The sequence below is a fragment of the Aquimarina sp. Aq78 genome (genome assembly GCF_900299525.1).
Taxonomy (GTDB): domain Bacteria; phylum Bacteroidota; class Bacteroidia; order Flavobacteriales; family Flavobacteriaceae; genus Aquimarina.
The window spans coordinates 1-22,744 of the sequence record NZ_OMKA01000036.1; the positions used below are offsets into that span (position 1 = coordinate 1).

Consider the following 22,744-nt stretch of genomic DNA (forward strand, 5'->3'; position numbering starts at 1 on the left):
TTCTTCACTATACCTATTCTGCCATTTTGTTGAATAAGTTTTTGAATATCTATCCATTATATTACACTTTTGTGTAAACCTATTTCAGGACAAGACAAGATTGATAGGGTATGAGTGATCAACAACAGTAAGAAATACAGTAAAAACAGTCACGTTTGTAAAAGGATGTGGCTGTTTTTGGTTTTATTCGGTAAATTGCTCATATTGGATTTGTGAGAATATCATGAAAAACAATTCTAAACCATAAAAAATGGATAAGATCGAGGACAAAATTAGAGAGTTTAGAGCAAAATGTAAAGAAGATCGCTGGGGAGGAGTGTCAAAAAAATGTAAACTTACCAAGGAAGAAATGCATCAACTTGAAGAACTAATATCATTTGCTGTGATGGATAGAAACGGTGTTTTAAAGGGGGAATTAAAACAACAATTCGAAAATATGTTAAACTCACAGAATACTGATTTAACAAGAGATCAATTAATAGATGTTATTTTTACTATTGATGATAAGAATTAATAATTTTTATATAAACCAACAGTATAGCTTATAAAAAACAAAAAGCGAGATCAAAATTACCTCGCTTTTTTACATTTTATGTACCGACCTCGATAAGAGTGGTACTATCTTATATCTTCTCATGGCTTATCTGTGTATAGCATAACTAGAAGAAGCAGGTAGTTGTTTTATAAAATTAATAAATGGTTTAAAGTTTAATCCGAATTTAACGTATAAAGTTTTCATATTTTATGATTTTTAAATTATTAATATCTCTTTGGATATAGTATAAACAATTGCCGTGCCAAAAATTTAAAATATCTGTAAAGTCAATAATAACAGGAGTTTACGGAAATTGGTTTTTTGTAAATGAGTCAAGGGAAAGATAGGGTACTCAGATTTTTTCTAAAGAATTGATTAATAATCCCAATACAACTAAATTTAAAATCATTGTTAGAATGTTTTAGTCCAGATATATGTTTTTTGAATGTTTAAGATACGTTGTGAGATAGAGTAGGGTGGTGATTGTTTTTTGTCAAATTCGCTATAGTTTCGAGGTGTAATAGATTTTCTATTACATAATGAGGATTTAAACTAAAAAATGACAATTATTAATTTTAAAAGGTATATAGTTTAGTTATATTTGCGGCAAATTAAACAAAAGTATACAATGTCAATATCTGATTTATTTGATAGCGGATTTCAGAAAAGAAACCAGGACCATTTTGCAGCAATTGTAAAAATAGCAATGAGTGATGGAGTGATTACTGACGAAGAGAAGGCTTTTTTGGATAGATTAGCCACCAGACTGGATATTTCTGAGAATGATTACAAAGAAATTTTAAAAGATTATAGTACACATCCTATTAATCCTCCTACAAGTTACGAAAGAAGACTTGAGCGATTGTATGATTTGTCTAGAATGGTTTATGCAGACCATGTAAAAGGTGAAGGGCAGGTAGTTTTATTAGAAAAACTGAGTATTGGGCTAGGATTTAATCCAGCAAATGCAAAATACATTGTTGATAAAGCCTTAAACTTGGTTGATCAGGGAGTAGACAGCGATACTTTTGAAGAAGAGGTTAAAAATATGAATAGATAATAAGGATCTATTTTAAATCATAAAAAAAGGCAGCTTAATCGGCTGCCTTTTTTGCTATTTGTTTTGTGATTTTATAAATCAATTCTTCTTGCTCGAAGGGTTTGGCTATAAAGTCATCCATTCCGGATCGTATACATTTATCCCTGGCTGCATCATTGGCTTTTCCAGAAAAACCAATAATAGGTACTTCAGAAATAAATTTATCTCCATAATTGTTTCGAATCATATGCGTGGCCTGATACCCATCGATTTTAGAAACGGTAAGATCCATTAAAATCAAGTCATACTTGCGTCGTTCTATATAATTAATAGCCTCTTCGCCGTTAATAGCAATGTCGACAAAAAAGTTACCTTGCGAGATCAATACCTTCATAATTAGGTATTGTGTTATTTCTTCATCTTCTACTACCAGGATTCTATATTTGGTTGCACTTTTTGGTAATGTGTATTTTTTCTTCTTTCGTTCTGGAGCTGCTTTTATGATCTCAAACTTAAATGGAAGCTTTATATTAAATGTAGTCCCTTTTTCGGGCTCACTGGTTACCTTTATTTCTCCGTTTAAGAGATCTACCAGGTTTTTTACTATTGCTAGCCCAAGTCCTGTGCCAGAAATTCGTTTGTCGTGATCAAAACGAGTAAATCGCTCAAAAAGATAGGGGATGTTTTCTTCCATGATACCAATCCCGGTATCTTCAATTTTAAAATTAAGACTTAGCTTATTGGTACGTTGATAATTTTTGGTTACCGAAAGAATAACCTTTCCTTCTTCGGTAAATTTAAAAGCATTGGTCAGGATATTATTTAAAATCTGATATATCCTGGTTCTGTCTCCGATAAGATATTCCTGAATGCTGGGATCTATATTAGTTTCAAAAGTAACTTGTTTTTCTTCGGCTACCTTAGAATAAGACTCACGAAACCCATCCATTAAACTGTAAAAAGCGAAACGTTCTTCTACAATTTTTAGTTTACCAGATTCTATTTTAGACAGATCAACCATATCATCTATAAGTGCATTAAGATGAAGACTTTCTCTTTTTATAATTCTGGCAAGTTCCTCTTGTTCGAAAGTTAGTTTGGTTTTCTCCAGGACTTCTACAAATCCTAATATACTTGTGAGAGGAGTTCTTATCTCATGATTGATATTAGCAATAAAACTATTTTTAAATTCTTCTTTTTCCAGAAGATATTTGTTCTTAAGTTCGAGTTCTTTGGCTAATAAAATGGATTCATTTTTTTGTTGTGCTATTTGATTCAGGTCTTTATATTTTCCTGTATAATCAAAAAGAATAATTATGATTTCTTCTTTTTCAAGAGTAAGTGTGATGTCGCAAATTTTTTCTGTTTCTCCATCTTCTAGATGAATACAAGGGAAGTTTAATGCTTTTTTATCAGAAGAGGTGTTTTTTTCAAATTCTCGCAGGATTTCAAAAAAGGGATGAGCATCAAAAATTAGTGTGCCTTTTTTCCAATTAAAAAAAGTAGTATCACTTTCTGTAATAATACTATCATAAGTAACATGGATAATTTGTACTTGTGGATTAAATTGCGAATGGTCGTTCTGATGTTTTGTCATACTCACTTGGTTATTTCATCTGCTAAATCTAAAAAGAAACTCTCGACATTTTTATTTGTTTTAGCACTGGTTAGACCATCAAAAGGAATATTTTTTGCTGTAAGCTGACTTCTAATTTCTTTTTCATTAACCAGATCGAGTTTATTACCTAATACTCTGGCGGGTACTTTTATGTAGTTTTCTTTAAGGTATTCGAGATCCTTAGTAAGGGTTGCATATGTTTCTTCTCTGGTAAGATCAAAGACATAAATAAAGGCGTGTGATCCCAGAAGGTATGATTTTCGGGTATCTTCTATGCTAATAGAATGCCCTTCTGTATCCCAGATGATCATAGATAACTCTCTACCATCGGGCAGTTGTATCACTTTCTTTTTTATTTGGACTCCAAGGGTTACCTTGTATTCTTCAGAAAATTCGTTGTCCATAAAACGTCTGAATAGAGACGTTTTTCCGACACCAAAGTGTCCTAAAAGGACTACTTTTTTAGACAATTTCATCTGCAAAATGTTTTTTTAATTTTTTAGTAAAAATGGTACTGTTTTCTAAATCGTTGCTAGAAATATTATTCTTGGCAAAATCTATAATTTGATCTTCCAGAACTTCCTTAAACATCATAGTATATGCTCCAGAAATCACAGCGGCTACATAATAAGAATAAAAATTTTGTATGTGTATAGTATACAATTCATATTCTATGAGCTCTAAATTTTGATTTCCTCCTTCAAAAGCATCTTCAACAAAACTTTTTATTGCTGTAAGCATCCCGGCAACCATTTCTTTATCTATGGTCCCTTCTGATAACGGACTGTAATCTGCAAGTAATATGCCAGAGTTTTTTTCGATAACAAACATTTGGATTAGCCTTGGTTTTGCATAATCTGTAATCGCAAGGTCACCATCACTAACTCCTTGAACCTTGGCTTTAGTTCTACGAAACCAGTTTCTAAAGGAAAAGGCTTTTTTTGTTTTTCTACTGATGTTTTCGCTCAGTAATTTCATTTCATGAGCGATGTATTTCTTGATCATTTTACCAATGATAGGAAATAAAGCTTCTACCACGGCATCTTGAGAGTTCTTAATTTCTTCTCGTAACGTTTCTGTAATAGTTGGTCCTAAGGTTTTAGGGATTTCCTGTACGAATTCCTCTAGTTTATCATCAATAATAGGATCAACTTTATGGGAGAGTTCTTTTTTTTGATGAACAATTTTGGTTAAATCATCAACCTTTTGAGCAATGGAGTCAGCAAATTCGTGTTCTTCTGTAAAAAGAAGTTCTTTAAGAATTTTAAGTTTATCCTGCTCTTCCATAATTTTGGATAGATTGGATTATTTTTGGTTGATTTTTTCACCAAGGTTGATAAGAAGATCTCCCAGCGTTTTTTTATCAACTTTTTTGGTATCCAGCATATCAGTTTTATCAGCTAGATTATCTTCTAATTCGGTGATTCTGATATTTATATCTGTACTTAGATTGTCAATTGCTTGATTTAGCTCTTTACGCGTATCATCGATAAAGTCTTCAAGTTCTTTCTTTTTTGAAGTAATTTCTTTTTTTACTTTTTCAAACTCTGAATTATAAGCAGCAATATTTTCCCCAAAGATTAGATTCTTTATTGCTTCTATTTTTGAAGAAGGGTCATCAGCAACTTTTTCTTCAACAGCTTTATTTTCTTTAGCCATTTTAATCGGTTTATTAGATTCTTAATTTTGAACTTACGTAAAATTAACATAAAAACGTTAAAAAAGTCGCTATAATGGCGATAATGTTAATCTCATCAATTCAAAATCCTATTCTTTTAAAAAGATTGTGTTGTACGTTTTACTTTTAAATTTGGGGTGAGGGTATACGAAGTTTTATAAAAATACAAATATTCGATATACAAGGATAGTAAAAAATAAGGTTATTTTGGTCTATTTAGACTTATTTCATAAATGACTCTACTTTTTCAACCATATTTTTACTACCACAAATAAAGGGAGTACGTTCATGTAGCTGAGTTGGTTTAATATCCATAATTCGTCTATATCCATCACTAGCTTTACCACCTGCTTGCTCGGTTATAAAAGCCATAGGATTGCACTCGTATAAAAGACGAAGTTTTCCATTAGGAGATTTTGAAGTATTTGGATACATATATATACCTCCTTTTATCATATTACGGTGAATATCACTTACCAGAGAACCAATATATCGAGAAGTATATGGGCGATCCTCTTTTTCTTCTTGGCAATATTTGATATAATCTTTAATTCCTTGTGGGAAATGAATATAGTTTCCTTCATTTACCGAATATATACTTCCGTTATCCGGAAATTTCATATTTGGATGTGATAAGTAGTATGTTCCTAATGCAGGGTTTAATGTAAAACCATTAACACCATGACCTGTAGTATATACAAGCATAGTAGAGGTTCCATAAATGATATATCCTGCTGCCACTTGTAAATTACCGGGTTGTAAAAAATCATCCAGAGTTACGGGAGTTCCCGTAGGTGTTATCCTGCGATAGATCGAGAAAATGGTTCCTACAGAAACATTAACGTCTATATTAGAACTTCCATCCAAAGGGTCCATAAGAACCACATAATTATTGCGATGGTCGTTTTTTTGCCCTTTTATAGTAATGAATTCATCGTTTTCTTCTGAAGCAATCCCACATACAATTTCTCTATTTGTAAGGGTGTTGATAAAGGTCTCATTAGCCAAAACATCTAGTTTTTGCTGATCCTCACCTTGTATATTGGTTTCTCCGGCAGCCCCTGTAATATCTACTAACCCTGCTTTATTTACCTCATGATTCACCATTTTTGCAGCTAATCGAATTGAGTTGATCAAACGAGAAAGCTCTCCGCTTGCATACGGAAAATCATTTTGATTCTCTATGATAAATTCTCCTAGGGTTTGATTTCTTCTTGTCATTTATGGTGAATTTTATTTGCTGCAAAAGTATTATTTTTTAGGCAACTATAACGTTTTCGGGAGTTTTAATTATTAAAGTTCATTAAGAATTGTAAAAACACATAATGTGATTGCATAACATTAGAAAATTGTCTGATTTCTAATACATATTTTATAGTTTTGATAAACTTTTTTTTATGAATTATGTGATTAGAGATGCCAGGGAAGAAGATATGACTCAAGTACTGAGTCTAATCCAGGAATTGGCAATTTTTGAAAAAGAGCCTGATGCGGTCGAAATAACTGTTGAAGAACTTATACGTGAGGGCTTTGGTGATCATCCACTTTTTCATTGTTTTGTTGCCGAGGTAAAGGATGAAATAGTAGGAATAGCCTTGGTGTATTATAGATTTTCTACCTGGCAGGGACGCTCTGTTCACTTAGAAGATCTTATTGTTAAAAAATCTATGAGAGGAACTGGTTTAGGTAGTGCATTATACAAAGAAGTATTAAAATACGCTAAATCAAAAGGAGTACGAAGAGTAGAGTGGGTTGTTTTGGATTGGAATACTCCTGCTATTGATTTTTATGAAAAAAGCGGAGCAAAGCTTTTAAAAGATTGGTACTTGGTTCAAATGGATCAGGATGGGGTTAATAAATTTGTATCAGAATCATAATGCTTTCAAAATAACATCATCTAATTTATTATTATTAAAGAAACACTTGGTTAATGAGAGTTTTTAAATTCGGAGGTGCATCTGTAAAGGATGCTAATGGGGTAAAAAATGTACTCAATGTACTAGAGAAAACAGGGTTTTCTAATCTAGTTATTGTTATATCTGCAATGGGAAAAACAACCAATGCTTTAGAACATATTGTTGAATTATATATTAACAATAGTAAAGAACTCAAAACATCACTTCAGGATCTGGAGATCTATCATAACGAAATTCTAGAAACACTTTTTGAAAACAAACAACATCCTGTTTTTAATAGAATTGAAGGACTTTTACTAGACATGCAAACAACATTGAATAGAAATAAGTCAACTCAATATGATTATGTCTATGACCAAATAGTAAGCTATGGAGAGTTAATTTCAACAACTATTGTAAGCGAGTACCTAAATCACAAAGGATATCAAAATGAGTGGTTAGATGCACGTGATTTTATTAAAACAGATACGATTTATAGAGACGCCGAAGTACATTGGGAAACTACCCAAGACTTGATACTCCAAAAGATTAATAAAAATAGCCTTAGTATTACTCAGGGGTTTATTGGATCTGATGAGAATAATTTCACTACTACTTTGGGTAGGGAAGGGAGTGATTACACCGCCGGGATTTTAGCATATTGTTTAAGTGCAGATAGTGTAAGTATCTGGAAAGATGTGCCTGGTGTCCTTAATGCAGATCCCAGGGTATTTGATAAAACTCAATTATTGTCTCACATTTCTTATGAAGAAGCTATAGAACTTGCTTTTTATGGAGCATCTGTAATTCATCCAAAAACGATTCAACCTTTACAGCGCAAAGAAATACCACTATATGTTAAATCGTTTCTTAACCCTGTTGATCAAGGGACTTCTGTAAAGAAGGGGCAACCATTAGATCCTCATTTGCCTTGTTATATTGTAAAGAAAAATCAGGTTTTAGTCTCACTTTCTTCTTTGGATTTTTCATTTATTGTTGAAAATAATATTAGTGAAATCTTTAGCCTTTTTCATCAATATCATATAAAAGTAGATCTTATTCAAAATTCTGCAATTAGCTTTTCGGTATGTCTTGACGATAAGTTTGATCATTTTGAAAAACTTTTAGGTAAACTTAAAGCAAAATTTAAAGTTACTTATAATACAAATGTGTCCTTATTTACGATTAGACACTTTACAAATGAAGCTATTACCTCTTTAGAAAAAAATAAAGATATTTTGCTAAAACAAATAACCAGAGAGACTTATCAAATGGTATCCCGAGATTAGTGATATCAATTCAAGGATTTTGCTATATTTGCAGTTAGCACAAATTGTATTTAATGCCTATAGTCACAGCAAGAGAAGTAGCCGCAGGGCTCAAAATGGATAAACTTGGTTTTATAGGCACCTTTATTGGTTGGGTGCTTCTTAAGGTTACCCGAATATCAAAAATAAATCGACAGTATGATAAACTTAGCCATTTAGAAGGGCTAGAGTATATAAGTAAGACCCTTGACTTATATGGAGTTACTTTTGAAATTCCGGCAGAAGATTTAAAACGATTACCCAAAGAAGGTCCATTTATTACATTATCAAATCATCCACTAGGAGGACTTGATGGCGGAGTATTACTAAAATTAATGGTAGAGCATCGTTCTGATTATAAAATTATTGCAAATTTTTTGTTACATAGTTTTAAACCATTAGAACCTTATGTTATGCCTGTCAATCCTTTTGAGGATAGAAAAGAAGCAAAGTCTAGTCATAAAGGAATCAAAGAGGCTATTTTACATCTTAGAGAGGGCAAACCACTAGGTATTTTTCCGGCAGGAGAAGTATCTACTTTTAAAGAAGGTAAGAATTATGTAGACAAGCCTTGGGAACCGAGTGCGATGAGATTGGTTCAAAAAGCAAAGGTTCCTGTAATCCCTATATATTTTCATGCTCGTAATAGCAGGCTTTTTTATCGTTTGGCATCTGTAAGTAGTATCTTACAAACAGCCAAATTACCGAGTGAACTTTTTTCTCAGGAAAATAAAGTAATTAAAGTACGGATTGGTAACCCGGTATCAGTAAAGGATCAAGAGGAACATACTGATCTTGAAGATTTTACGAATTTCTTGCGAAAGAAAACGTATATGCTAGCAAATCCTTTTGAAAAAAAGACATTAAGAGAATCGATTCCTCAAAATTTAAAATTACCAAAATCACCTAAAGAAATAGCTGTTGAAGGAAATATCAATGCAATAGAAGTAGAGTTACAATATTGTAGAGATCATGATAAGCGATTATTGATTAGTAAGAATTATGAAGTTTTTCTGGCAAAGAAAAAGCATATCCCAAATGTGGTTCATGAAATAGGAAGGCTTAGAGAGATTACATTTAGAGAAATTGGAGAAGGTACTAATAATTCGTTAGATCTGGACCCTTTTGATGAATATTACCATCATATGTTTTTATGGGATAACCAAGCCAAAAAAATGGCTGGAGCATATCGTATGGGTATGGGTTCAGAGATTTATGCTAACCGTGGTATTGATGGGTTTTACCTTCAGGATTTATTTAGATTTGAACCAGAATTACATAAAATGATGAATGAATCTATCGAGATGGGTAGAGCTTTTATTATTAAAGAATACCAACAACGTCCTATGCCATTATTTTTACTTTGGAAAGGTATAGTACATTGTACACTTCGTTTTCCAGAGCATAAGTATCTTATAGGTGGAGTTAGTATTAGTAATAAATTCAGTAATTTTTCTAAATCTCTGATGATAGAGTTTATGAAATCGCATTATTATGATCCTTATGTAGCACAATATGTTAGACCTAAAAAGGAATTTAAGGTAAAGCTAAAAGATGCTGATAAAGATTTCGTTTTTGATGAAAGTAAAAGTGATCTCAATAAATTTGATAAAATTATCGACGAAGTAGAACCAGGAAGTCTTCGTATTCCGGTTTTAATTAAAAAATATATTAAGCAAAATGCTAAAGTAGTAGCGTTTAATGTTGATCCGTTATTTAATAATGCGGTTGATGGTTTGATGTATATTCGTATCGCCGATCTCCCCGATAGCACTGTAAAACCTGTTATGGAAGAATTTCAGGCAGAATTAGAACAGAAGTATTTTAAAAACGGTGATAAATAAAATTCTCATTATCATATATTATTTTTAAGATTCGATTTTCTTGATAACTTTTTCTCCTTTAGTCTTTAAAAAAAGCAAAAATTAAAGTAACTTCAGTAGTGTTTCGAATTGACTTAATTTGCTAGGTTATGGTTATTGAATACGTATATTTTGCTATTGCCCTTGTTGGGATTTTATTCTTCTTCTATGTAATGCGTAGGATTTTTAGATGGTTGCAAAAGAAGGCTAGTGCACTAGAGACCAATATTTTTTTTAGTAGTAATAAAGCTATTCAATTTTTTAAGTTTATCACTCCAAGAAGAGAACGGCATATTCTCAAGATTGTAATTAGGTTATTTAGAATAACTGTCAGTATTGCCTTTTTGATTTTATATCTTCCTTTTATGTTCAGTTTGGTTCCACAAACCAAAGTATATGCAGATACTGTTTTAGGATATATAAAAAAACCATTATTATTTCTGTATGATGGCATTATTGGGTTTATTCCTAATTTGTTTTTTATCGTTGTTATTTTCTTTATTACTAAATATTTACTTCGCTTTTTGAAGTATGTAACCAATGAATTGGAACAAGAGGCGGTTAGATTAGAGGGATTTCATGCAGATTGGGCACGCCCAACATTTAATCTTCTAAGAGTTATTATTATTGCTTTTGCGGTAATTATAATTTTCCCATATATACCAGGCTCAGATTCTCCAGCATTTAAAGGAGTATCTATCTTCTTCGGGGTGTTATTTTCTTTGGGATCTACCTCTGCTATTTCTAATATTGTAGCAGGTATTGTAATTACATATATGCGACCATTTAAAGTAGGAGATCGCGTGCAAATAGGAGAGACCATTGGAGATATCACAGATCGGAGCCTATTGGTAACACGAGTAAAAACTATTAAAAATTTAGATATTACTATTCCCAATTCGTCTATTTTGGGAAACCACATTGTTAATTTTAGTAAAAATGCTATTGATGATGTTGGAATTATATTACATACTTCGGTTACTATTGGATATGATGTCTCAAGTAATAATGTATTGAAAGCTTTGGTCGAAGGGGCAAAAAAAACAGACTTGATTTTACCAGATCCTTCACCATTTGTCTTGATTAAAAGCCTTGATGATTTTTATGTAAGCTATGAAATTAATGCATACACCAAAAATCCCGAAAAATCAACATTGATTTATTCGATGCTACATGAGAATTTAAAGAATGAACTTCATCATGCCGAAATCGAAATATTGTCACCTCATTATCAGGCGATAAGAGATGGGAATGTATTGACTGTACCACCAGAGAATGTTCCCGATAATTATATAAAACCTGGATTTAAGGTAGAAAAATAGTGGATTTTTATTTTTCTAATCGTAAGTAGAATATAAAAATATTTTTTAAACATGATTTATGTTATCTAAGAAGGTTTTATAAATGAAAACCGCACAAAAATTAATTTTTGTGCGATCTTTTTTAGTTATTCAGACAAATACAACCTTCAAGATGCTTGTTTAGGAAATCTTATCAGGACCCAGGTTGTATTTATTTAGATACTGTTTTCAGTATATTTTTTTCTACAAAATCTTTGCAATATTCTTTAATCTGATTTCTGGTTTTTGTAAATGCAGTATGAATTTCTTCTTCTGTACCTTCTACTTTTGATGGGTCAAAGAAATTATAGTGTAATCTTTCTGCCTTACCAGGAAAGAAAGGACATCTTTCTTTGGCATTATCGCATACAGTAATAATGTAATCAAATTGCACATCTAGATATTCATCGAGATTATTAGAAGTATGAGTAGAGATATCAATGCTATCTTCCTTCATAATAGCTATTGCTCTGGGATTTACTCCATGTGTTTCTACTCCCGCACTATAAATAGTTGCGTTGTCTTTGGCAAAGTGTTTTAAATACCCTTCTGCCATTTGACTTCTACAAGAATTACCTGTGCATAATACTAAAATATTCATAAGCGTTTTGTTTTTAATTATCCCCTTTTTTGAAGAGAATTTGTGGTGTTTATTGTGGTTATATTATTATTTTACTTCTTCGTTCTAAAAGAGTGTTATCGTGCCAGATATTATCTAATTTCGCCACTTTTTCTCTATATCCTATTTCTCTAAATCCTAAAGATTTATGTAAATCAATACTTGCATTGTTATTTCTAAATATGCCTGCTTGTAAGGTCCAGAATCCAGCCTTTTCGCTTTCCTCAATTAATTTGGACAAAAGTAATTTGCCTATACCCAAACTTCTATATTTTGATGTTATATAAATGCTAACTTCTGCTACTCCTTTATATACTTCTCTTTTTGAGGTAGGGGATAAGGCCGCCCAACCTGCAATAGTATTTTTAGAGATTGCCTTAATTCTACACGATTTTATATGCGAAACATCCCATGTTTCCCATGTAGGGACTTGGGTTTCAAAAGTGGCAATTCCTGTATCCATTCCTTCTTTATAGATTGCAGAGATTACAGGCCAATCCTTTTGGGTAAAATATGCTATTTTTAATGTAGAGTCCATCTAGCAACAACCACTACCCGGAGCGCAAGAATCAGCTTCTGTAGCATTATTTTCTGTAATTCCACAAGCTTCTTTTGCTTTACAGTCTGTGGGGTTTACAGTAAGTTTAAGTATCAATTGATCATTTTTGATTTCAAAATCTGCAATGTGTAATTGTGCAGTATGAAACATAGCATTTCCATATTCTATTTTTGCTACCGCATCCATTTCATAAGATTTCATCTTTCCTACCTTTCTTAATATCCCCAGAGCTTTATAAGTACTCATATACTCTGATTTACCTAATTCACCTGGGCTCTCCCATAGTTGAATAATAGTCTCTTTCCAGAAATCGGTACCAGCACCACAATCTACAGAATCTACGGTAATATGTTTTACTTCGGTGATGTGGTAATTAGTTCCTACCAACATTCCCGGGCCATATTCGAATAGTAATGATTTATCTTGATGTTCTGCTAATAGTGATATAAAATCTGATGTATTCATAATTTTTAGTAATTAATATATTTAACAACAATTCTTTTTGGTTGTATTAAAAAACGAGTTTAGATTTTTTTGCAAAATAGTCCATCGATCGATATCGATACAGTAACACATGCTTTTGCCTTCGATTTCTCCCTTAAGTAATCCAATGCTTTTTAGTTCTTTAAGGTGTTGGGATATTGTAGCTTGTGCTAAGCCTATTTCTTCAACCAAATCATTACATATACAAGCGTTTTGTTTGCTGATATATTGAAGAATAGCAATACGTGCGGGATGCCCTAGTATTTTGAAGAACTGTGCCAATTCATTTTGTTGTTGATCGAATATTTGCGTCTTAGTAATTCCCATAATCAGTATTATAATATCGCAATATTACGATAACAAAATGAAATAAAAAAGCCAGAAGTTAAAATTTCCAGCTTTTATTATTAGAACCAAGGCTTTCTACCAACCTGATATGTTTGATAAAACTCTTCATCAGATTTTGTTAAATACATAATACCTTCTACAAGACCAATAATTGATGGAACGTAAATAGTTAATATTCCTATGCCTAAACACATTAGAGGAAATGAGATTAAAGTTATTCCCAGTAGAATAAAACCTTCTTTTTGATATCCTAAAATGAATTTATGAACTCCAAGCCATCCTAAAAAAATAGCTAAAATACCTGCAAGAACTTTTTTATTATCCGTAGAATTAACAAATTCCTTAGCCTCTTCTGCAAAATCACTGGCCGCTTCTTTAGCATCACTAGCAAATTCTTTTGCAGCTTCTGCCGCTTCTTCTGCTCCTTTTTTTATATCGTCCCCTAGGTTGTTGTTTTCTTCACTCATGTTGTTAAAATGATTTATTAGTTTGGAGAAAATTACAAAAAAATATCAATTAAAAATCAGAAGATTAACAAGAATGTTTGTAAGCACAAATTATTAGTATATAGGATAGCTATAGTACGGTGTATTTTGATAAGTCATATTTATTGCTATATTTGGTATAACAACTTTGAATAAAAAAACAAATACTAACCTTTTAAATTTGAAAACTATGATATGGGGAATCTCATTAATCGTTTTAAGTATTCTTGCAGTACCATCATTACTATTATCTAAAAAACCAAATGCAAAAGAGCTTTTAGAAAAAATCGAACCTTATCAGGGTTGGATTGGATTTATATTTTGTATTTGGGGTATCTGGGGTATTATTTCTGCAATTTTAAATCTGGGATGGCTTACAACATATCCTATTTGGTGGATAACCTTGTTAGCAGGGAATATTGTTTCTGCAACATTAGGATTTATGCTTGGATTTGGTCTCATCAGTAAATATTTTTTATCCAAAAGTGAAGAGGCAAAAGAAAAAGCAAATCGCCTTAGAGAGAAATTAGCTCCCAAACAAGGTAAGCTAGGTATCATAGGAATAATAGTGGGCTGCTGGATGATTGTAGCATCTCTTTTATTCTTTATGTAATATTCTAAATGAAATTATATATAAAAAAAGGTTGGCTATATAGCCAACCTTTTTTTAATGAGGTTTTATAAGAATGCTTTATCGACTGGTTCCCAAAGCTCAATTTTATTACCTTCTGGATCTACAATCCATCCAAATTTACCGTATTCATATTCTTCTACTTTATCAATAACAGTTACCCCTTCACTTTTAAGAACTTCGAGAAGTTCAGTTAGATTTTCTACCCTGAAATTCATCATAAACTCTTTCTTGCTTGGTGCAAAGTAGGTAGTGTCGTCTTTAAAGGGACTCCATTGTGTAGAGCAATCATTGCCTTCTTTATCTTTCCACCAGAATGTACAGCCATAATCATCTGTATTAAAACCCAGGTGATCCCTGTACCAATCTTTTGTTTTTTTTGGATCAGCTGTTTTAAAAAATATGCCTCCTATTCCTGTTACTCGTTTCATAGTTATATTGTTATTTGTTTTTTACTTTAGATTCATACATGGTAATCCATTCCTGCGGAGTCATTTTGGTTGATAGTTCGCCGATCAATTCCATCGGAATCTGATCTATTTTTTTGAAACGAATACAACTTTTGCCCATATCTAACTTTGTTTTTACATACTTAGGATATTCGCCCACAAACCAGTCCATTAATTCTGGATTTGCATAAATACCACTATGATACACTGCTATAAAGTTCTTTTGAGAAGCAATATTCATGAATGGTAATGGTAGTTTAGGATCACAATGATATCCATTAGGATATAGCTCATGAGGTACAACGTAACCAATCATTTTATAACTGATCACTTCAGAAAAGCCTTTGGGAAGATTTTCTTTAATCACCTTTCTAAGGTTTTGCATAACCTCTTTTCTTTCTTCAGGAATAACATCGATATATTCATCTGGTGTTTTAGCTTCGTATTGCATGTATTTTGATTTTTTAGTTACTTCTTATAGGTTTACGTTGAAGGATCAACGCAGAAATTAATGAAATGATAAACCCAACAATCATGACCGTTGCAAACATTAAAAAGAAGCTCATAAACCTGTTAGAAAATAACTCTTTTTGAGCTTCTAACTCGGCCAATTTAATTTTAAGTTCGGCTTCTGGGAGAGAACTTTTCATTTGTTCAACATAATACGAATAGTATTCTGCCATAAAATCCGGATTAATGTATTTTATATAAATTACATCTAATATCCCAAATGCCAAAGCGGCAATAAGAGTGATAAGTATACCTATCAATAATGCTTTTCCAAAAGAAACAATACCATTATTTTCTTTATCTCGATACTGTTTAATGCCAAGAAAGACAAAAAGTAGTGATATTATAATACCAGCATACCCAATTACTTCTTGAATAGAATAATCCAGGTTTTTCCCTAAAAACCATCCTGCAAGCGCTAACAGACATATAGAAATGGCGCTTCGTAATCCATAACGTATAATTGTATTTTTCATTGATTTATATGTGTTTATTGTTAGTCTCAAAAGTAAATTTAGACTAATAAATAGCATTCATACTAAAGTATGAAATTTACAATATATAGGGTTGAAATGCCCTAAAGAGGTATAATTTGTAGTTCTTTTGCAATTTGTATAGCCTGGGTACGACGTTTTGCATCTAGTTTTACCAGCATATTAGAAACATGAGTTTTTATAGTACTTTCCGAAACAAAGAGTTTTTCGGCTATCTCCTTATTTGATAATCCCATAGCAATCTGGCATAATACTTCATATTCTCGTTTACTTAACCCCAGTTCTTCAATCTTTTGATAATCTATTTCCTGTGCAGGATTTTTCTTTTTGTGTAAGACTCTTTTATTTATAACTATGCCAATTACAAAAAAAATAACAGCAATTATGGCAATTACAGTTTCTATTGATGTATCACCTGCAATAACAGTATATTTACTTAACTGAAAAAGAGCTAGTATTGCTAAGACTAAAGCGGCAAAAGTAAAAATTGTTTTCCTCACTCTATAAATGTAGTAAAACTGAAATTTAATTTGAAAGCAAATCAATTTCTTGTTGAAGGTTTTGTTTTGCATTAGCTTCAAACCTTTTATAGAAGTGTTCAGATTTAAAGATAGCTGGCATATTTATAAAATGATTTAAAACTTTGATTCTTCCTTTGTTATACATAAAATCAGGATAGTATTTATATTCTTTCCTTACGTTTTTGTAATACACCTCATAGTTTTTCCAATCATTTCCTAATATAGAGAGATCTGCATCAGTAAAATAGTTTACATCACTATTTTCTGAAACATGATGTCCTTTAGTGGCTAAGATGATTTCTTCACAGAGGTGACTTTGATGTTCATCAATTGATAAAGAATGTAGTATCTCTGTCGCTTTTTTTGCGCTTTGTTCCTCATTATCCTGTTTTAGTACATTATAGATATAATCATGATAAAACAGAGCAAATAAAACCATATCCCAATCTTTGATTTGGTTTTTGACTTCAACCAAATTATGATAAAGGTGCTCTAGATGTGACAGATTATGATAGTATCTGTTCTTTTTACCATGATATTTTACGATATCGTCCCATAAGGATTCTATATAATCAGTATCCTTTATGTAGTTGGATAGTAACGTTATGAATACTTCTTTTAACAAAACTCTGCTTTAATTTTATCAACTATTGTCTGTGCTAATTTCTCTTTAGATTCTACAGTCCAACCTGCAACATGTGGACTTAAGATTACGTTATTCATTTTAAGGAGTTCTTTAAATTCTTTTGGCATATCTTTTTCTGAGGTAAATAAATTCTCAAAAGATGACTTTTCATATTCCAAAACATCTAATCCTGCTCCTAATATTTTTCCTTCTTCTATACTTTTGACCAAATCCTCGGTAACTACACTTTTTCCTCGAGCAGTATTGATGAACCAAAATGGTTTTTTGAATTTATTGATGAACGTGTTATTGATCATTCCTATAGTCTCTGGAGTTTCTGGAGTGTGTAGGCTTAAAACATCGGTTTTTTCAAAGAATTCATCAAGGTCTACTTGTGTTGCATCGCTGTTTTCTACATCATCTTTAATATCATAGCAAATAACTTCGACAGCAAAACCACGTAATTTTTTTGCAAAGGCTCTACCCATATTTCCATATCCAATAATACCCACAGTTTTTCCATCAAGTTCTACGCCTCGATGCTCTTCGCGAAACCATTGTCCGTTTCGTACACTTTGGTCTCCATTATTTAATTTATTAAATAACGATAATATCATTCCTAGTGCATGCTCACCCACTGCATTGCGATTCCCTTCTGGTGCGTTAAATAGTTTGATCCCTAATTTCTTTGCATATTCGATATCGATATTTTCTAATCCAGCACCTACACGTCCTATAAATTTTAAGTTTTTGGCTTTATCCAAAAAAGTTTTGTCAATGGTAAATCGGCTTCTTATGATAATTCCATTATAACTATGAATTTTGGATTGGATTTCTTCTTTTGTAGAAATGTAATCTTCATCATTTTGAAAACTAACTTGTTTGAGTTGACTTAAAAGCAGAGGATGGTTTGTATCTAGGTGAAGTATTTTCATATATTTTGTATAGATCATCAAAATTAGTTAATAAAAGATTAGATACAGTATCTTTGATAATAATCAAACCATATTTTAAGAGTATTTAACTTGAAAATAAAAAAAAATATACTTCTATTTCTTTCGTTTGTAAGTATTACAACACTTTTCTCACAAGGGGTTGATACTACTTTGGTGCGTCTTAAATCTGTATTAGATGCCTCTATAGAAGATACAACTAAGATAAAGGCCATGCTTGATCTTGGTAAATACCAGTTAAAGCGAGATTTTAGTTTGGCAGAAGACTATTTTGATCAAGGATTGACATTACTCGAAAATAAAACGGAAGACCATTATCAAAAGTTTAGAACGGCATTGTATGTACAATTGGGTGTAGTGCACCGAAGAAAGGCAGAGTACCCAAAAGCGATTGAATATTATGTAGAAGCATTAAAGTATTATGAGCAAAATAACAATGTTTCAAAAATAGCCGATGTATATCATAACATGGCCTTGGTATATCGCTATCAAAAAGAACATCGAAGAGCTATAGAAAACTATAAAAAAGCAATAGTTCTAAAAGAAAAAGTGAAAGATACGTTTGGGATAGGAGCTGGATACAATATGCTAGGAGTTTCTTATCGACAAAATAAACAACAGGATTCGGCTTTAATTTGCTATCAAAAAGCAGAAGAAATGTTTACTACGATCAATAGCAAAGAAGATCTGCATGGAGTATACGGTAACATGGCGGTTTTGTATTCAAGACAAGGGAGGTATGATCTATCTACACCATTAAAAAAAGCTAACCTAGCATATTATAAAGAAATAGGAAAACGACTTTCCATTTGTGTAGAGTACTTCAACCTAGCCCATGATTATATGAAACTTAAAAATTGGGAACAGTCGTTGAAGTATGCAGACTCCTCCTTACAGGTTGCATTGGATGAAGGTTTCAAAGAACGAATTGCAGTTTCATATAGACGTAAAAGCTATTTGTACGCCAAAATAGAAAACTATAAAGATGCACATGAAAATTATCGCATTTATAAAAAATACAACGATACGATCTTTAATATTCAGAATGCTAAAAAAATGCAAGCCCTTGAATTGAATTATCAGTTTGAAAAAGAAAAACAAGCAGATAGTTTAAAGTTTGCTCAACAAAAGCGTGAAGTTGAATTGATAGCCGAAACTGAAGCTTCAAAAAAAAGATGGTATTTTATTTTACTTTTGGTTTCTGTTGTTGGTGCAATCATAATCGGATATTTGGTTAGACGTAATTATATCCAGAGGTCAAAAATGACTCAAATAGAATTTGAAAATCAAAAAACAATATTAGATCAACAAATCAAAGCTAAAGAAGAAAATATAAAACATCTTATTGCAGATAACAGTATGCGCTTGGCATTTAAAGAAGAATTACTAAATAAGATAAAGAGTGAAATTATTGACGGAGACCCTGAGAATATGATTATAGCGTTAAACTCTTTAACGACACAATTGCTAAGACAAATTTCTACCGAAGGAAAACTCTCAGGACTTCAGGAAAAGATTGATGATGTAAATCAGAATTTTGATGATACATTAAAAAAAATATACCCAGATCTTACCAAAGGTGAACGCGAGGTATGCGCATTATTACGACTCAATTTATCAATCAAAGAAATTATGACCATTCGCGATGTATCTTCAGACTCAGTAAAATCTATGAGACGAAGAATTCGTAAAAAAATGAATGTTCCATCAGATATAGAGCTTGAAAAATTTATTCGTGATTTGGCGTAAACTTCTTATACGTAGCCTTACGTATTTTAGGGCTGAAAAGGCCTTTGACACATTTTGACACCTGGATATTTTGGAACAGATTGAGCTTGTAAATACTATTGTATAAAATCTTTTTATATGATAGAATCATTACTTGTATTTACTTTTCTAGATGTTATCGTAATAGCATTCATTGTGACATTGATCATTATCGGATATTTACAACTTACAATTCATAAGTATCGATTAAAGATGAAACAAGTGAAGCAAGAGTGTTTATTGCTCAATCAAAAGCTAGCCATTAAAGAAGAAAAAATTAAGGAGCTTTTGTCTTACAAAAACAAACAATTGTCTTTGAATGAAGAAATACTAAATAAACTAAAGAATGAAATTAATGCAACAGATCCATCGAGTGAAGCACAAAAGTTATGTTTGTCAAGTGCGCAATTACAATTTCAGGTAGCATATGAAAAGAGATTGGTAGGGGCACCTCAAAAAACAAAAGATATCAATCATAGTTTTGAGAGCAAATTAGAAATATTATATCCCGAGCTTACTCTTTATGAACGTGAAGTATGCACTCTGTTTTCACTCCGATTATCTGCCAAAGAGATCATGAAAATTCGAAATTTATCTCTGGATACTATCCAATTACTACGGGAACAAATTCGGGAAAAAATGAGTATCCCTCAAGGAATCAAACTCGAAAAATTTATCCAGGAATTGGCTTAGACTTTACGAAATCATTCTCTAAAGTTTATTGAGTAAGTACCCCAAACCTCACCACTCATTTCTACTAAAATGACACCTTTTGACACCGCTAAAATTACCTTAAAACAATAGGTTTAGACTATTTTTGGGGCGCTACACCTAATAAACCCCAGAATATGAAAAAACTATTACTCTTCGTTTTTACGCTTTTTTTATTCCCAATGATTTCAAATGCCCAAACTGGAAATCAAATTGATGGATCTGCGATTACCCCGAATCAATCTAATGCCAGCAATACACCTTTTCCTTATGATGGTACTACCACTTTTACATCAGGGTCATTGTTAACTACTGGAGATTGGAACCTAGCTATAGGTCCCGGTGCAGGAGCGTCTTTAACGACTACTTCCAGAAATATTTTAATAGGGGGTATGGCAGGAGCTAAACTCACCAATCGAGATAATGTGGTGATTGGAGTATTTAGTGCAGATCAAACTACCAACACCCTTGAGAACATCTTTATCGGTAATTATGTAGCCAGAAATGTTACTGGAAATGAGAATGTGGTCATAGGCCATAGAGCAGGGCAGAGTTTAACATCAGCTCATGATAATACGTTAATTGGTGAGGAAGCAGGAAAGGATCTAACCGAAGGAGATGATAATGTATTTGTGGGTGAAGATGCGGGGCGATCCACTACAACGGCCTCTAACAATACATTTATAGGTAATTCTGCAGGTTTGAGTAATACTACAGGAAGTGGAAATACTTTTGTTGGTGGAGGAAGCCCGTTTGCCGTGGAGAACGCGATTGAAGGATTTAGCCCCGTGTATTCGTTGATCAGTACAAACGACTCGCCGGGAGAGGATAATACAAATGGAGAAGGAAATACATTTATAGGCGCTGGAGCCGGGCAGGATAATACCGATGGTTATGCCAATACATTTTTAGGGTTTGATGCTGGAGCCAACAGTAATCATGCAGATGGAAATACATTTATTGGTTATGGAGCCGGATGGGATAATAATCGATTAAATAATTTTAATGATGCCAATCGAAACACCTATGTAGGAGCTATGGCAGGAGGTATCAATAGAACAGGTTCTGATAACGTGGGGATGGGTTGGAATGCCAACTTTACGGGTTGGGGAGCTAGTGGTCCTAGTGCAGGAAAAAATAATCGGAATACATTTATAGGAAATGCTGTTGACGTTTTTGGAGATGATCAGGTTATTATAGGTCACCAAGCTCGAGCAACTGGTAATAGAGGGTCAATTACTATTGGTTCATTAAGTAGTACCGCCAACTCATATGCTGCGGCAATAGGATATGATGTAGATGTAACTAACGCAAATACAATGGCATTAGGGGGAGATCAAACCACTAATCGCATGAGTGTTGGAATTGGTACAGTAGCTGCCAACCAAAATGCATCATTAGAACTAGCCGATACCGATAAAGGTTTTTTGGTGAATAGAGTGACCACCGCACAACGTATCGCTATGGAAACTGCAGCAGCGAATGGTAATCCCTTGGCTACTACTGAAGCAGGGATGATGGTGTATGATACCGATGTTTCTGCACTTTTTGTTTGGGATGGTACGCAATGGGTAAACACGACAATAGATACCAATACGGATACCGATGATCAAACGATAGATGAATTTCAATTAAATGGTGATAATCTTGAGTTATCCTTATTAGATGATGCAGAGGCTACTAAAACTGTTGATTTGTCTAAGTATTTGGATAATACAGATGCTCAGGATTTAGATTTATCAGGAAACACGTTGAGTCTAACCAATGATGTTACTACAGTCGATCTTTCGGGATATTTAGACAATACCGATACACAGGATTTGACTTCAGCAAGTTTAAGTGGAACTAATCTAACAATTGCCATAGAGAATGGTGCTTCAGTATCGGTAGATTTAGCACCTGTACTTTCTTCGTTAACATCAGATCTTGGTGATGCACAAAGTGAAATTGTTGATTTGCGAACCGAAAATACGGCACAACAAGTGCTTATTGATGATTTGATTACTCGCATAGAAGCTTTGGAGAACAATGTTGTTGGTGAAATTAATAAAAGTAATACACCAATATTGTATCAAAATATCCCAAACCCGTTTAACAGGACATCTTCGATTAAGTATTATTTACCAGAAGGGATCACAAATGCTTCGGTTATATTTAGTAATTCGATTGGACAGTTGGTCTCTACAGTTGCTATTAAACAAAGCGGAGATGGAGAGTTAAATATCAACAGCGATGGATTAGCTTCTGGCACGTATTTTTATACTTTGTATGTTGGAAGTCGAAAAATTGATACCAAAAAGATGGTGATAGAATAA

Annotated in this window: 26 protein-coding genes; 10 read left to right on the forward strand and 16 right to left on the reverse strand. The window is 32.6% G+C overall.

What is annotated here, in order from left to right; all coding sequences use genetic code 11:
• The first annotated feature begins 250 nt into the window (after positions 1 to 250).
• Both DG435_RS25060 and DG435_RS25065 read left to right on the forward strand, forming a co-directional pair.
• A complete protein-coding gene (locus DG435_RS25060; RefSeq protein ID WP_106794795.1) occupies positions 251 to 514 on the forward strand; it encodes a hypothetical protein in 264 nt (87 codons plus the stop codon).
• Between the two features lie 649 nt (positions 515 to 1,163).
• Entirely contained in the window at positions 1,164 to 1,595 is a 432-nt protein-coding gene (locus DG435_RS25065) for a TerB family tellurite resistance protein (RefSeq protein WP_106794796.1), read from the forward strand.
• 34 nt (positions 1,596 to 1,629) lie between these two features.
• On the opposite strand, the gene DG435_RS25070 is transcribed toward DG435_RS25065, so the two are convergent.
• The 5 genes from DG435_RS25070 to fbp form a co-directional block, all read right to left on the reverse strand.
• Positions 1,630 to 3,171 carry an ATP-binding protein gene (locus tag DG435_RS25070; protein ID WP_106794797.1) on the reverse strand — a complete coding sequence of 514 codons (1,542 nt, stop codon included), beginning with the start codon at positions 3,169 to 3,171 and terminating at the stop codon, positions 1,630 to 1,632.
• A 2-nt stretch (positions 3,172 to 3,173) separates the two neighbouring features.
• On the reverse strand, positions 3,174 to 3,668 hold the full coding sequence (locus tag DG435_RS25075) for a Rab family GTPase (RefSeq protein ID WP_024769915.1): 495 nt from the start codon (positions 3,666 to 3,668) through the stop codon (positions 3,174 to 3,176).
• Positions 3,655 to 4,479: a hypothetical protein gene (locus DG435_RS25080; protein WP_024769914.1), complete on the reverse strand. Its 825-nt coding sequence runs from the start codon at positions 4,477 to 4,479 to the stop codon at positions 3,655 to 3,657. Before DG435_RS25080 ends, DG435_RS25075 begins: the two co-directional genes overlap by 14 nt.
• Before the next feature lie 18 nt (positions 4,480 to 4,497).
• The gene (locus DG435_RS25085) at positions 4,498 to 4,851 is read right to left on the reverse strand and encodes a fructose 1,6-bisphosphatase (protein ID WP_024769913.1); all 354 of its coding nucleotides are present in this window, start codon (positions 4,849 to 4,851) and stop codon (positions 4,498 to 4,500) included.
• Positions 4,852 to 5,092: 241 nt separating this feature from the next.
• Complete coding sequence (fbp, locus tag DG435_RS25090) at positions 5,093 to 6,091, reverse strand: class 1 fructose-bisphosphatase (RefSeq protein WP_024769912.1); 999 nt, start codon at positions 6,089 to 6,091, stop codon at positions 5,093 to 5,095.
• 176 nt (positions 6,092 to 6,267) lie between these two features.
• On the opposite strand from fbp, the gene DG435_RS25095 reads away from it, so the two are divergent.
• The 4 genes from DG435_RS25095 (at position 6,268) to DG435_RS25110 (ending at position 11,256) form a co-directional block, all read left to right on the forward strand.
• Positions 6,268 to 6,747: a GNAT family N-acetyltransferase gene (locus tag DG435_RS25095; RefSeq protein WP_106794798.1), complete on the forward strand. Its 480-nt coding sequence runs from the start codon at positions 6,268 to 6,270 to the stop codon at positions 6,745 to 6,747.
• A 53-nt stretch (positions 6,748 to 6,800) separates the two neighbouring features.
• Positions 6,801 to 8,054, forward strand: a complete 1,254-nt coding sequence (locus DG435_RS25100) for an aspartate kinase (RefSeq protein ID WP_106794799.1) — start codon at positions 6,801 to 6,803, stop codon at positions 8,052 to 8,054.
• A gap of 53 nt (positions 8,055 to 8,107) precedes the next feature.
• The gene (locus tag DG435_RS25105; RefSeq protein WP_106794800.1) at positions 8,108 to 9,916 is read left to right on the forward strand and encodes a lysophospholipid acyltransferase family protein; all 1,809 of its coding nucleotides are present in this window, start codon (positions 8,108 to 8,110) and stop codon (positions 9,914 to 9,916) included.
• Between the two features lie 128 nt (positions 9,917 to 10,044).
• Positions 10,045 to 11,256, forward strand: a complete 1,212-nt coding sequence (locus tag DG435_RS25110; RefSeq protein WP_106794801.1) for a mechanosensitive ion channel family protein — start codon at positions 10,045 to 10,047, stop codon at positions 11,254 to 11,256.
• Between the two features lie 190 nt (positions 11,257 to 11,446).
• Here the strand turns inward: DG435_RS25110 and DG435_RS25115 are convergent, their stop codons facing one another.
• The 5 genes from DG435_RS25115 to DG435_RS25135 all read right to left on the reverse strand — a co-directional run bounded on the left by DG435_RS25115 (position 11,447) and on the right by DG435_RS25135 (position 13,750).
• A complete protein-coding gene (locus tag DG435_RS25115) occupies positions 11,447 to 11,875 on the reverse strand; it encodes an arsenate reductase ArsC (protein ID WP_106794802.1) in 429 nt (142 codons plus the stop codon).
• Positions 11,876 to 11,933: 58 nt separating this feature from the next.
• The gene (locus DG435_RS25120) at positions 11,934 to 12,431 is read right to left on the reverse strand and encodes a GNAT family N-acetyltransferase (RefSeq protein WP_106794803.1); all 498 of its coding nucleotides are present in this window, start codon (positions 12,429 to 12,431) and stop codon (positions 11,934 to 11,936) included.
• Positions 12,432 to 12,917 (reverse strand): DUF6428 family protein, encoded by a 486-nt coding sequence (locus DG435_RS25125; RefSeq protein ID WP_106794804.1) that lies wholly within the window; start codon positions 12,915 to 12,917, stop codon positions 12,432 to 12,434.
• Positions 12,918 to 12,938: 21 nt separating this feature from the next.
• Entirely contained in the window at positions 12,939 to 13,262 is a 324-nt protein-coding gene (locus tag DG435_RS25130; RefSeq protein ID WP_106794805.1) for a helix-turn-helix transcriptional regulator, read from the reverse strand.
• A gap of 80 nt (positions 13,263 to 13,342) precedes the next feature.
• The gene (locus DG435_RS25135) at positions 13,343 to 13,750 is read right to left on the reverse strand and encodes a TM2 domain-containing protein (RefSeq protein ID WP_106794806.1); all 408 of its coding nucleotides are present in this window, start codon (positions 13,748 to 13,750) and stop codon (positions 13,343 to 13,345) included.
• Positions 13,751 to 13,958: 208 nt separating this feature from the next.
• Here DG435_RS25135 and DG435_RS25140 point away from each other — a divergent pair, with 208 nt between their 5' ends.
• Positions 13,959 to 14,381 (forward strand): hypothetical protein, encoded by a 423-nt coding sequence (locus tag DG435_RS25140; RefSeq protein ID WP_024769902.1) that lies wholly within the window; start codon positions 13,959 to 13,961, stop codon positions 14,379 to 14,381.
• A gap of 65 nt (positions 14,382 to 14,446) precedes the next feature.
• Here the strand turns inward: DG435_RS25140 and DG435_RS25145 are convergent, their stop codons facing one another.
• The 6 genes from DG435_RS25145 to DG435_RS25170 form a co-directional block, all read right to left on the reverse strand.
• Positions 14,447 to 14,830, reverse strand: coding sequence for a VOC family protein (locus DG435_RS25145; protein WP_025665767.1), 384 nt, complete (start codon positions 14,828 to 14,830; stop codon positions 14,447 to 14,449).
• A 10-nt stretch (positions 14,831 to 14,840) separates the two neighbouring features.
• Positions 14,841 to 15,299, reverse strand: coding sequence for a DUF1801 domain-containing protein (locus tag DG435_RS25150; protein ID WP_106794807.1), 459 nt, complete (start codon positions 15,297 to 15,299; stop codon positions 14,841 to 14,843).
• Between the two features lie 13 nt (positions 15,300 to 15,312).
• Entirely contained in the window at positions 15,313 to 15,834 is a 522-nt protein-coding gene (locus DG435_RS25155) for a DUF4199 domain-containing protein (RefSeq protein WP_106794808.1), read from the reverse strand.
• Between the two features lie 101 nt (positions 15,835 to 15,935).
• Positions 15,936 to 16,352: a response regulator transcription factor gene (locus DG435_RS26055; protein ID WP_106794815.1), complete on the reverse strand. Its 417-nt coding sequence runs from the start codon at positions 16,350 to 16,352 to the stop codon at positions 15,936 to 15,938.
• Between the two features lie 25 nt (positions 16,353 to 16,377).
• The gene (locus DG435_RS25165; RefSeq protein ID WP_106794809.1) at positions 16,378 to 16,998 is read right to left on the reverse strand and encodes a hypothetical protein; all 621 of its coding nucleotides are present in this window, start codon (positions 16,996 to 16,998) and stop codon (positions 16,378 to 16,380) included.
• Complete coding sequence (locus DG435_RS25170) at positions 16,992 to 17,933, reverse strand: 2-hydroxyacid dehydrogenase (protein ID WP_106794816.1); 942 nt, start codon at positions 17,931 to 17,933, stop codon at positions 16,992 to 16,994. The genes DG435_RS25165 and DG435_RS25170 overlap by 7 nt, the downstream gene beginning before the upstream one ends.
• A gap of 90 nt (positions 17,934 to 18,023) precedes the next feature.
• Here DG435_RS25170 and DG435_RS25175 point away from each other — a divergent pair, with 90 nt between their 5' ends.
• From DG435_RS25175 to DG435_RS25185, 3 genes are all read left to right on the forward strand, one after another.
• Positions 18,024 to 19,700, forward strand: a complete 1,677-nt coding sequence (locus tag DG435_RS25175) for a tetratricopeptide repeat protein (protein ID WP_106794810.1) — start codon at positions 18,024 to 18,026, stop codon at positions 19,698 to 19,700.
• Positions 19,701 to 19,817: 117 nt separating this feature from the next.
• Positions 19,818 to 20,411 carry a hypothetical protein gene (locus tag DG435_RS25180; protein WP_106794811.1) on the forward strand — a complete coding sequence of 198 codons (594 nt, stop codon included), beginning with the start codon at positions 19,818 to 19,820 and terminating at the stop codon, positions 20,409 to 20,411.
• Positions 20,412 to 20,566: 155 nt separating this feature from the next.
• A complete protein-coding gene (locus DG435_RS25185) occupies positions 20,567 to 22,744 on the forward strand; it encodes a T9SS type A sorting domain-containing protein (RefSeq protein ID WP_106794812.1) in 2,178 nt (725 codons plus the stop codon).